This is a genomic window from Nonomuraea sp. NPDC050310 (genome assembly GCF_040655795.1).
Classification (GTDB): domain Bacteria; phylum Actinomycetota; class Actinomycetes; order Streptosporangiales; family Streptosporangiaceae; genus Nonomuraea.
The window spans coordinates 135,712-146,260 of the sequence record NZ_JBFAKP010000022.1 but is presented as its reverse complement, the minus strand read 5'-3'; the positions used below and the strand labels follow the sequence as shown (position 1 = coordinate 146,260).

General features: G+C 75.3%; 8 protein-coding genes. 6 read left to right on the top strand and 2 right to left on the bottom strand.

Going from position 1 to position 10,549, the window contains the following annotated elements:
* Positions 1-106: 106 nt before the first annotated feature.
* The gene (locus AB0I67_RS35510; RefSeq protein WP_357932970.1) at positions 107-1,171 is read right to left on the bottom strand and encodes an alcohol dehydrogenase catalytic domain-containing protein; all 1,065 of its coding nucleotides are present in this window, start codon (positions 1,169-1,171) and stop codon (positions 107-109) included.
* A 116-nt stretch (positions 1,172-1,287) separates the two neighbouring features.
* Between AB0I67_RS35510 and AB0I67_RS35505 the strand changes: the two genes are divergently transcribed.
* The 6 genes from AB0I67_RS35505 to AB0I67_RS35480 are packed head-to-tail and all read left to right on the top strand — an operon-like array spanning position 1,288 to position 8,779.
* Positions 1,288-2,493: an ABC transporter substrate-binding protein gene (locus tag AB0I67_RS35505; protein WP_357932967.1), complete on the top strand. Its 1,206-nt coding sequence runs from the start codon at positions 1,288-1,290 to the stop codon at positions 2,491-2,493.
* Complete coding sequence (locus AB0I67_RS35500) at positions 2,463-5,135, top strand: ATP-binding cassette domain-containing protein (RefSeq protein WP_357932964.1); 2,673 nt, start codon at positions 2,463-2,465, stop codon at positions 5,133-5,135. The genes AB0I67_RS35505 and AB0I67_RS35500 overlap by 31 nt, the downstream gene beginning before the upstream one ends.
* Positions 5,132-5,872 (top strand): ABC transporter ATP-binding protein, encoded by a 741-nt coding sequence (locus AB0I67_RS35495; protein WP_357932961.1) that lies wholly within the window; start codon positions 5,132-5,134, stop codon positions 5,870-5,872. Before AB0I67_RS35500 ends, AB0I67_RS35495 begins: the two co-directional genes overlap by 4 nt.
* Positions 5,873-5,904: 32 nt before the next feature.
* On the top strand, positions 5,905-7,011 hold the full coding sequence (locus tag AB0I67_RS35490; protein ID WP_357932959.1) for an acyl-CoA dehydrogenase family protein: 1,107 nt from the start codon (positions 5,905-5,907) through the stop codon (positions 7,009-7,011).
* Positions 7,008-7,937: an acyl-CoA dehydrogenase family protein gene (locus tag AB0I67_RS35485; protein WP_357932957.1), complete on the top strand. Its 930-nt coding sequence runs from the start codon at positions 7,008-7,010 to the stop codon at positions 7,935-7,937. Before AB0I67_RS35490 ends, AB0I67_RS35485 begins: the two co-directional genes overlap by 4 nt.
* Positions 7,934-8,779: a TIGR03619 family F420-dependent LLM class oxidoreductase gene (locus AB0I67_RS35480; RefSeq protein ID WP_357932954.1), complete on the top strand. Its 846-nt coding sequence runs from the start codon at positions 7,934-7,936 to the stop codon at positions 8,777-8,779. The genes AB0I67_RS35485 and AB0I67_RS35480 overlap by 4 nt, the downstream gene beginning before the upstream one ends.
* Here AB0I67_RS35480 and AB0I67_RS35475 read toward each other — a convergent pair.
* Entirely contained in the window at positions 8,763-10,499 is a 1,737-nt protein-coding gene (locus AB0I67_RS35475; RefSeq protein ID WP_357932951.1) for a CHAP domain-containing protein, read from the bottom strand. The genes AB0I67_RS35480 and AB0I67_RS35475 overlap by 17 nt on opposite strands.
* Between the last annotated feature and the right edge of the window lie 50 nt (positions 10,500-10,549).

Sequence of the window (10,549 nt, the reverse complement as noted above, 5' to 3'; positions counted from 1 at the left end):
CCCGGGGGTCCGGGGGCCGGGAGGCCCCCGGCCAGGGGGTTTGGGGGAGCTGGGCTCCCCCATCAGGGGAGTCCGAGCCTGCACGCGCGAAGCGCGCCTCGACTAGTCAGAGGGTGATGACGGTGCGGGCCAGGGAGCCGTGCTGGAGGTGGGTCAAGGCGGTGTCGAGCTCTTCCAGGGGGAGCTGCGCCGAGATGAGGCCGTCGAGGTCGAGGCGGCCGAGGAGGTACTGGTCGACGAGCATGGGCAGGTCGCGGCGGGGGACGGCGTCGCCGCCCTGGGTGCCGAGGAGGCGGCGGGAGGCGAACAGGAGGCCGGGGTCGAGTTCGAGGGGGACGCCACGCGGGGGGCTGCCGACCATGACGGTGGTCCCGCCGGGGCGGGTGGCGGCGAAGGCACGGGCCAGGACGCCGGGGGCGCCGGTGGCGTCGAAGGCGTAGTCGACGTCGGCGGGAAGGGCGTCGGCGGGCACGGTGTGGGTGGCGCCGAAGCGGGCGGCGAGCTTGAGCTTGGCCTCGGCGACGTCGGCGGCGATGATCGTGGTCGCCCCGGCGAGGACGGCGCCCTGGATGACGTTGAGCCCGACGCCGCCGCAGCCGACGACCAGGACGCTGGAGCCGGGCCGTACGCGGGCGACGTTGAGGACGGCGCCGACGCCGGTGATGACGCCGCAGGCGAGCAGGGCCATGGCGGCGAAGGGGGCGTGCGGCGGGATCTTGACGCACATGGCGTCGGCGACGAGGGCGTGCTCGGCGAAGGAGCCGATGCCGATGAAGCGCCGGACCTCGGCGCCGTCGAGGCGCATGCGCGGGGGGCCGCCCATGATGGCGGTGAGGCGGGCGGGTCCGGTGCAGAGGTGGAAGTCGCCGGCGCCGCAGCGCGGGCAGGCGCCGCAGGGGCCGTTCATGGCGATGATGACGTGGTCGCCGGGCGCGACGGTGGTGACGCCGGGGCCGACGCTCTCGACGATGCCGGCGCTCTCGTGCCCCAGCACGTACGGCAGGCGCGAGACGACCGGGCTCTTGCCCAGGAGCGCCTTGAGGTCGGAGCCGCAGACGCCCGAGGCCTTGACGCGCACCAGCACCTCGCCCGGGCCGGGGTCGTCGAGCTCGACCTCGTGGATCGCCATGGGCGCGTCGAAGGCGGTCAGGACGGCGGCGCGGGTCAGCATGCCCGTGACGCTAGCCGTACCCAGGGGAGCTAGCAAGCAATTGCTTGGCACAACCGGAACCCCGGTCTACGCTGACGGAAACCAAGCGAGCGCTAGGCCAAAACCGGCGGGGTGCGATGAGAGTTCGTGTGGTGGCCGTGCTGGTCGCCGCGGTGCTGGCCGCGGGCGGCTGTGGGGCCCAGCAGGGCGGGGTCGGCGAGAGCAGCGTCAAGGTCGGCGGGGTCCTCACCAAGACCTCCGCCAGCGGCTACTCCACCAAGGACGCCGAGATCGGGGCGAGGGCCAGGTTCGAGCGGGCCAACGCGGCGGGCGGGGTGCACGGGCGCAAGATCGAGTTCGTGGGCGCCGAGGACGACACCCAGGACCCGGCGAAGGGCGACGCGGCGGCGAAGAAGCTGGTCCAGAAGGACGGCGTCTTCGCGCTGGTCCCGGTGCACGCGCCCAACTTCGGCGGCGCGGCCTTCCTGGAACAGCAGGGCGTGCCGTGGTTCGGCTGGGCGACCGGGCCGCAGTGGTGCGGCACGAAGACCGGTTTCGGCTACAACGGCTGCCTGGCCCCGAAGACCGGCGCGGGCTCGCAGACCTGGTGGGGACGGCAGATGGCCGACCTGCTGGGCGGCGCGCAGGGCAAGAAGGTGTGGGTGCAGACCTCCGACTCCAGCGGCAGCAAGTACGGCGGCAGGACCATCGCGCAGTCGTTCGAGGCGGCCGGGTTCACCATCGCGGGCGTCGACTCCAGTCTGCCGGGCGCCGCGCCGCCGCCGGACTGGCTGCCGCACGTGAGCAAGATCATGGCGGTGAAGCCGGACGTCGTGGTCAGCGTGATCGCCGGCACGAAGTTCAACGCCGGGCTGTACGCGGGGCTGAAGAAGGCCGGTTACACCGGCGTGCTGACCGACGCGACCAGCTACGACGCCAACATCCTCAAGGACCCCGCGCAGGCCCAGGCCTTCGACGGGGTGATCGCCGCGCCGATGTTCGAGCCCTTCGAGTCCACCGCGCCGGAGATCGCGCAACTGCGCGAGGACGTCGAGGCGGTCGCCCCCGGCACCCGGCTCACCCAGCACCTGGCCATCGGCTACTGGTCGGCGGACATCTTCCTGAAGATCCTCGAACAGACCGGCAAGGACCTGACCAGGGAGCGCTTCCTGGCCGCCGCCAACGGCAGCTTCGCCTACGAGAACGCCGGGTTCGGCCGCATCGCCTACCCGAAGGACCACAGCGAGCCCAACGGCTGCGGCGCGCTGGTCAAGATCGTCGGTGGCGCCTTCGAGGTGGCCAAGAACCTGAAGTGCTTCGCCAACGTGCCGCTCAAGCCGTGATCCTCGGCCTGGTCCTGAGCGGCCTGGTCACCGGCGCCGTCTTCGCGGTGCTGGGGTCGGGGCTGACCCTGTCCTACGCGGCGACCGGGGTGTTCAACTTCGCCCACGGCGCCGTCGGCTTCCTGGCCGCGCTGGTGTACTACGAGCTGTACGCCGGCGCGGGCCTGCCCACCTGGGCGGCGGCGCTCGTCGCGGTCGGGCTGTTCGCGCCGGGCCTGGGCTACCTGCTGCACCGCGCGATGTTCGCCGGGCTGGCGAACGCCGGCGAGACCGCCCAGATCGTCGGCACCATCGGCCTGACCATCGCGCTGCCGGCGCTGGGCCTGTTCGCGGTCGAGGTGCTCGGCCTGCTGCCGGTGGACGTGACCGCCCAGCCGCGCGCCCTCGGCCCCGCGCCGCCGGCGAGCGTGGACCTGGGCGTGGTCTCGCTGGGCAGCGACCAGCTCCTCACCTTCGGCTTCGCGGCCGCCGCCGCCCTGGCGTTGTGGATCTTCCTCAGGCACACGTCGTACGGCTTGCGCACCCGGGCCTGCGTCGACCGCCGGCGCCTGGCCGGGCTGCGCGGCGTCGACCCGGACGCCACCTCGGCGCTCGCCTGGATGCTCAGCTCGGCGCTCGCCGGCCTGGCCGGTGTGCTGGCCGTACCGATCCTCGGGCTCGACGCGCACGCCTACACCGTGCTGCTGTTCACCTCGGCGACCGCGGCGGTCTTCGGACGGCTGCGGTCGATCCCGTGGACGTTCGCGGCCGGGCTCGGGCTGGGCGTCGTGCAGAACCTGGTGGCCGGGTACGCGGACGTGCTGCAGGAGGTCACCGGGCTGCGCACCGCCGTACCGGTGATCCTGCTGTTCGCCGGGCTGGTGCTGCTCAACCGGTCGCGGGAGCGGGTGGCGGGCAGCGTGGCCGAGGACGCGCCGCCGCCGGACCACCTGGCGGACCTGCCGCCCTGGCGGCGGCGGGCGCCGTGGCTCGCCGGGCTGGCCGTGCTGCTGGTCTTCACCTTCGCCACCTCCGACTACTACGCCGGGGTGGTGGCGCAGGGGCTGGTGCTGGCGTTGATCTTCTGCTCGTTCGTGGTGGTCACCGGGATCGGCGGGATGGTCAACCTGGCTCAGGCGTCCTTCGCGGCGATGGCCGCGCTGACCTGCGGCTGGGCGTTCTCGTCCGGGCTGCCGTTCGTGGTCGCGGCGGTGCTCGGGGTGCTGGCGGCGACGGCGGTGGGGATGCTGGTGGCGTTGCCCGCGCTACGGCTCGGCGGACGGGTGCTGACGCTGGCCACGCTGGCGCTGGCTCTGCTGGCCGATCAGGTGCTCTTCCAGGTGGACGCCTTCAGCAACGGGACGATCGGCTGGGCGCTGCCGCCGATCGTCTCGCCGCAGCTTCGGGTGCTCCTGCTGCTGGGGCTGATCGGGCTGGTCGGGCTGCTCATCCGGAACCTGGAGCGGTCGGCGTCGGGGCGGGCGATCCTAGCGGTGCGCTCGGCGCCGGCCGCGGCGGCCACCTCCGGGCTGTCGGGGCCGCGGGCGAAGGTGCTGCTCTTCGCGCTCGCTTCGGCGATCGCCGGGCTGGGCGGGGTGCTGTACGCGGTGTCCAAGGGGTCGATCACGGCCACCGACCTGCCGGCCTTCGCCGGGTTCGTCTGGCTGGCCGTGGTGGTGCTGCAGGGCGTTCGGCGGGTGGGGGGTGCGGTGGCCGGAGGGCTGATCGCGGCCGGGTTCCCCGAGGTGCTGGCGGCTTGGGGAGTCTCGGCGCAGGTCGGGGCGATCCTGTTCGGCGCGGGCGGCATCGTGCTGGCGCGGCATCCGGACGGGGTGCTGGCCCAGCTCGCCGAGGCCCGCTACCGCCGCCGCCACCACCGCGCCGCCCCCGGGCCGGTGAGCGCGCCCGCGGGCGAGGCGGCCGGTCAAGGGGACAGCCCCGTGCTGGTGCGGGCGGACAGGGTGGCTGGTGTGGGGGACGGCCCGGTGTTGTTCCGGCTCGCGGGCGTCGCCGCCGGGTATGGGGACACGGCAGTGCTGCACGGGGTGACTCTGGACGTGCGGGCGGGCGAGGTGGTGGCGCTGCTGGGGGCCAACGGCGCCGGCAAGTCGACCACGTGCGCGGTCGCCGCCGGTGACCTGCCCGCCACCGCCGGGCGCGTCCTGCTCGACGGCGTGGACGTGACCGCCTGGCCGGCGCACCGCCGCGCCCGCGCCGGCATCCTGCTGGCCCCCGAGGGCCGGGGCGTCTTCCCCGGCCTGACCGTGGAGGAGAACCTGCGCGTCCGGCTGCGCGCCACCGACGAGGTCTACGACCGCCTCCCGGCCCTGGCCGCCCGCCGTACCGTGCTCGCGGGCGCGCTGTCCGGCGGCGAGCAGCAACTGCTCACCCTGGCCCCCGCCCTGGTGCGCCCGCCCCGCGTGCTGATCGCCGACGAGCCGTCGCTGGGCCTGGCGCCCCTGGTGGTCGAGCAGGTCTTCCAGCTCTTCGCCGAGCTCAGGGCCCGGGGCGTGGCCCTGCTGCTGGTGGAGGAGAAGGCGAGCGAGGTGCTGGACCTGGCCGACCGGGTGGCGTTCATGCGGCTGGGCCGGATCGTCTGGTCGGGGCCGCGGGCCGAGGTCGATCCGGCCCGGATGGCCGCGACCTACCTGGGGGCGACGTGAACGCGCTGGCGATGGAGGGCATCTCGGTCGACTTCGGCGGGGTGCGGGCGCTGAGCGGGGTCAGCGTCGAGGTGCCCGCCGGGCAGGTGTGCGGGGTCATCGGGCCGAACGGCGCCGGCAAGACCACGCTGTTCGACGTCGTCTCGGGCCTGCGCCGCCCGGCGGCCGGGCGGGTGCTGGTCGGCGGCCGGGACGTGACCGGGCTGCCGGCGGTGCGCCGGGCCCGGCAGGGCGTCCGGCGCACCTTCCAGCGCACGCAGGTCTTCGGGCGGCTGACCGTCGCCGAGAACGTGCTGGCCGCGACGGAGTGGCAGGGGCAGTCGTTCCTCGCCGACCTCGTGGCCTGGCCGGCGCGGGCCCGGCTGGCGCGCGAGCGCGGGCGGCGGGTGGCCGAGGTGCTGGAGCTCTGCGGGCTGGCCGGGGTGCGGGACGCGTATGCGGCCTCGTTGCCGGTCGGCCGCCGCCGGCTGGTGGAGCTGGCCCGCGCGCTGGCGGGCGAGCCGGAGGTGCTGCTGCTCGACGAGCCGACCTCGGGCCTCGACGGCGACCAGGTGGCCAGGTTGCGCGCGGTCATCGCCGCGCTGGACTGCACGGTGGTGCTCGTCGAGCACGACATGGGGTTCGTGATGGACGTCTGCGACCGGCTCGTCGTGCTCGACCTGGGCAAGGTCATCGCCTCGGGCCCGCCCGCGCAGATCCGGGAGGACCCGGTCGTCAGGGCCGCCTATCTCGGCTAGCCAGTAAACCAAGCGTGCGCTAGGTTGGTTGAGTGGATCTCGACTTCACCCCGGCCGAGCAGGACTTCCGCGCCGAGGTGCGCGACTGGCTGGCCGCCCACCACCCCGGCGTCCTGCCCTCCATGGACACCGCCGCCGGATTCCGGGCCCACCGCGCCTGGGAGGCCGAGCTCGCCGCCGCCCGCCTGTCGGCGGTCTCCTGGCCGGTCGAGTACGGCGGGCGCGGCGCGAGCCTGATCGAGTGGCTCGTCTTCGAGGAGGAGTACTGGGCCGCCGCCGCACCCGGCCGGGTCAGCCAGAACGGCATCGTCCTGCTGGCCCCCACGCTCTTCGCCTTCGGCACCCCCGGCCAGCGCGCCCGCTGGCTGCCCGGCATGGCCCGAGCCGACGAGATTTGGGCCCAGGCCTGGTCGGAGCCCGAGGCCGGCAGCGACCTGGCCGCCCTGACCGCCCGCGCCGAGCGCGTCCCGGGCGGCTGGCGGCTCACCGGGCACAAGACGTGGAGCTCGCGAGCCGCCTACGCCAGCCACGGCTTCGGCCTCTTCCGCACCTCCGGCGAACGCCACCGCGGCCTGACCTACTTCCTGTTCCCGCTGGACGAGCCGGAGGTCGAGGTCCGGCCCATCGCCCAGCTCGACGGCGAGCACGGCTTCGCCGAACTCCGCTTCGACGGCCTGTTCGTCCCGGACTCGATGGTCGTCGGCGAGCCCGGCGAGGGCTGGCGCATCGCCATGGCCACCACCTCCTCCGAACGCGGCCTCAGCCTGCGCAGCCCCGGCCGCTTCCTGGCGACCGCCGACCGCCTGGTCGAGCTGGCCGCCGGAGCCGACCCCGTGCTGGCCGACCGGGCCGCCCGCTGCTGGATCGACGCCGAGGCCTACCGCCTGCACACCTTCGCCACCGCGCGGCGGCTGATGGCGGGTGCGGAGATCGGGCCGGCGGCCAGCCTCGGCAAGGTCTTCTGGTCGGAGCTCGACCTGCGCATGCACGCGCTGGCCCGCGACCTGCTCGGCGAGCGGGCCGCCGGGACGCCCTGGTTCGACGGCTTCCTGTTCGCGCTCGCCGGGCCGATCTACGCCGGGACGAACGAGATCCAGCGCGGCATCATCGCCGAGCGGGTGCTGGGGCTGCCGCGATGAACTTCGCCTTCACCGACGACCAGCTCGCCTTCGCCGCGCTCGTGCGGGAGGTGCTCGCCGCCGAGCACGGGGTGCGGGGGGACAAGGCGTGGGCGCGGCTGGCCGGCGCGGGGTTCTTCGGGCTGCTCGTGCCCGAGGCGTACGGCGGGCTGGGATTGCGGCTGGTCGACGCGTTGCCCGCGGTGGAGGAGGCCGGGCGGGCGTGCGTGGCCGGGCCGGTGATCGACACGCTGGTGGCTTCGCCGTACGTGCTGGGCGGGGGTGAGCTGGCGCGGGTCGCGGCGGGAGAGCTGCGGGTGGCCGCCGGGGCGGCCCGCGTCGCCGACGCGGACCTGGCCGACCTGCTCGTCCTCGCCGGGCCCGCGGGCTCGGCGGCGGTGCTCTCCCCCCAGTCGGTACGGCTGGCGCCGCACCCGTCGGCCGACCCCGGGCGCCCCCTGTTCGAGGTCGAGGCGACCGGGACGGGCGGCGTCGCCGTACCGGACATGTGGCGGGCGCTCACCGTGGCGACGGCGGCCCAGCTCCTCGGCCTGGCACGGCACCTGCTGGCCACCTCGGTCGAGTACGCCCGGCAGCGGGTGCAGTTCGGCCGCCCGATCGGCTCGTTCCAGGCGGTCAAGCACCGCCTGGCGGACGTGGCCCTCGCGGTGGAGTTCGCCGCGCCCCTGGTGTGGCGGGCGGCGCTGTCCCTGGGGGAGCGGGACGTCAGCGCGGCCAAGGCGGCGTCGGGCGAGGCCGCCGAACTGGCCGCCGGGAGCGCGCTGCAGGTGCACGGGGCGATCGGCTACACCCACGAGCTGCCCCTGCGGCACTGGCTGGCCCGCGTCTGGGCCCTGTCGGCGGCGCACGGCAGCCCGGCCGAGCACCGGGCGCGGATCCGGGAGCTGCTGCCGGGCTCCGCGAACGGCGAGGGGCGGTGGCCGTGAAGTACGGGGTGCCGCTCGGGCTGGTCCATCCGGCGGCCTGGCGGGACGTCGCGGTGGCGGCCGACGAGCTGGGCTTCGAGTCGGTCTGGCTGCCGGAACACCTGGTGTTCGGCACCGATCTGGGCGCCTCGGTCTACCCGGGCTCGTCCGATCCGGGGATCCGGCCCGGCACGCCGCTGTTCGACGCGCCCGCCTACCTCTGCTGGCTGGCCGGGCTGACCCGGCACGTGCGGCTCGGGACCGCGGTGCACCTGTTCGCCCTGCGGCACCCGCTGGTTTCCGCCAGGGCGTTCGCCACGCTGGACGTGGTGTCCGGCGGGCGGGCCGTGTGCGGGGTGGGCGCCGGGTGGTACCGCGGCGAGTGGGACGCCGCCGGGGTGCCCTTCGCCGAGCGCGGAGCCCGGCTGGACGAGGCGCTGGAGGTGGCCCGGCGGTTGTGGACCGAGCCGCTGATCGCGCACCGGGGGCGGTTCTACGGGTTCGACGAGGTCGCCTTCGAGCCCAAACCGGTGCAGGCGCGGCTGCCGGTGCTGGCCGGAGGGGAGTCGGCCGCGGCGCTCCGGCGGGCGGGCTCGGCCGCCTGCGACGGGTGGCTCAGCATGCCGCACACCCTGGAGTCGATCCGGCCGCAACTGGCCCGGCTCGGGGCGGTGCCGGTCACCGCGCACGCCTACGAACTGGCCTCGCCCGAGGAGGTCGGGCGATGGGCGGCGCTCGGGGTCGAGCGGCTCATCGTGCGGCCATGGCGGCGCAGCCGGGACGCGGTGGCCCGGCTGGCCGCCTTCGCGGCCGAGTACGGCGTCGCCCGGACCCCGGAGGGGCCGGTCAGCTCGACGGGCTGAGGGCTCGGTGGCGGCGGCCCCGCAACGGGGCGTCCTGCCGGAACCCGTCCGCGCCCGCCCGCTCGGCCCGCTCGGCCCGGCGGGAGTCGTGCGGGTGCTGCGGGTGGCGGGAGTCGCGCGGGGTGGTGGTGTCCGGTACGTGGTCCAGGAGGCGGTGGCGGCGGCCCCGGGGCGGCACGCTGGCCTGGAACGGGGCGCGTTCCTCGGCCGGGTGGTCGGCGCGCTTGCGGCGGCGGCCCCGGTAGGCGGAGGCCGCCTCCTCGCTCCTGGGCAGGACCGGGGCCAGGTCGTCGGCGTCGAGCCTCCGGAACGAGGTGCCGCGTCCGCTGGCCGCCCCGAAGGCGTCGAACGTCGCGGTGGTCTCGCCCGGCGCGGCCCCGTCGTCGGCCCCGTCGTCGGCCACGTCCTCTGGGACGGGGGCGGAGAACACCGGGGCCCGCAGGCGGGACAGGTCCAGCGGGGCGAGGTCGGCCAGCACGGGCGTCTCCAGGGTGGAGATGTCCGGCGTCCCGGCCGTGTCCAGCAGGGCCCGATCGGCCGCCGACAGCTCGACCGCGGGCCCGCCCGAGGCCACCGCCCCGGCACCGGCCAGGTCGGCGGGGGTGAGGTCGGCGGGGGTGAGGTCGGTCGCGGTGAGGGCGGCCAGGTCGCCGGCCGACAGGGTGGCCGGGTCGGTGGTGGCCAGCTCGGCCGGAATGGTGGTGGCCAGCTCGGGGACGGCCCGGCGGGCCGTGGCGGGCTTGCGGCGACGGCGGCCGCGGACGGGCGTCTCGGGCGCGAGCGGACCGGCGGCGGCCAGCCGCAGCCGCATCTGCCGGGTCTTGGCCACCGCGAGCACCGCCAGGGCGGCGACGACGGCCGTGCCCACCAGGGCCGGGCTGTCCAGCGTGGGCATGACCGGGGTGTGCGCGGCGGCGTCCACCACGGCGGGCAGCGGCTGGGTGATCGCCTCCTGCGCGGGGGCGACGGTCTCGGCGCTGCCGGGCTTGGCGTGCTTGCCCTTCTTGGCGCCCGCCGAGACCGGGGCCCCGGAGGAGCCCGTCGAGGTGCCCGAGGCGGGCGCGGCGGCGGAAGGGCCGGCGGAGGGGGCGGCCTTGGGGGCGGCGGCGGTCACCGGGGCCGGGTCGGCGGCCGGCTCGGCGCTCTCCGGGGCCTGGTTGACCCGCGGGATGCGCGCGGTCAGGTCGTTCGTGAGGCCCTGCTGGTCGAGGACGGTGTCCGGCGGCAGGGTGCCTTCCTGCTGCTGCGGAGCGGCCTCGGCGTCGAGCCTGGCCTTGATCTTCTCCGGGTAGCCGTACCCCACGACCTTGTCGGTGGCGCGTTCCTTGCGCTTGGCGACGCCGCCGTCGATGTTGCCCTCGATGGTGTGGATGCGCCCGCCCTCGACCCGGGTGACGATGCCGACGTGGTCGATGTTGTCGATCTCGTCGGAGCCGCTCCAGTCGTAGAAGACGAAAGCGCCGGGCTTGGGCTTGGAGCCCCAGGCGCCCTGCTCCTTGAACCATTCGGCGTGTGCGACGGTCCAGGCGAACTGCCCGATCCACTCCTCGTAGCCGAGCTTGTGCGCGGCCCAGGAGAGGTACATGTCGCACCAGGGGGCGGAGGTGTAGTCGGCGTCGAACTCGACGTTCTTCCCGTACCAGTCGCCGAACTTGGTGTACGCGCCGGCCTTCTCGGCGTACCCGAGCTCGCTTTCCAGGAGCTCGATGTACTTTTGCATCTCTGGGGTCATCGAGGTGTGGGGGACCTTCCGGGCAGCCTGTGACTTCC

Excerpts from the sequence above, each read along its gene's own strand:
- AB0I67_RS35510 (WP_357932970.1), bottom strand. The coding sequence starts at position 1,171 with ATGCTGACCCGCGCCGCCGTCCTGACCGCCTTCGACGCGCCCATGGCG.
- AB0I67_RS35505 (WP_357932967.1), top strand. The coding sequence starts at position 1,288 with ATGAGAGTTCGTGTGGTGGCCGTGCTGGTCGCCGCGGTGCTGGCCGCG.
- AB0I67_RS35485 (WP_357932957.1), top strand. The coding sequence starts at position 7,008 with ATGAACTTCGCCTTCACCGACGACCAGCTCGCCTTCGCCGCGCTCGTG.
- AB0I67_RS35475 (WP_357932951.1), bottom strand. The coding sequence starts at position 10,499 with ATGCAAAAGTACATCGAGCTCCTGGAAAGCGAGCTCGGGTACGCCGAG.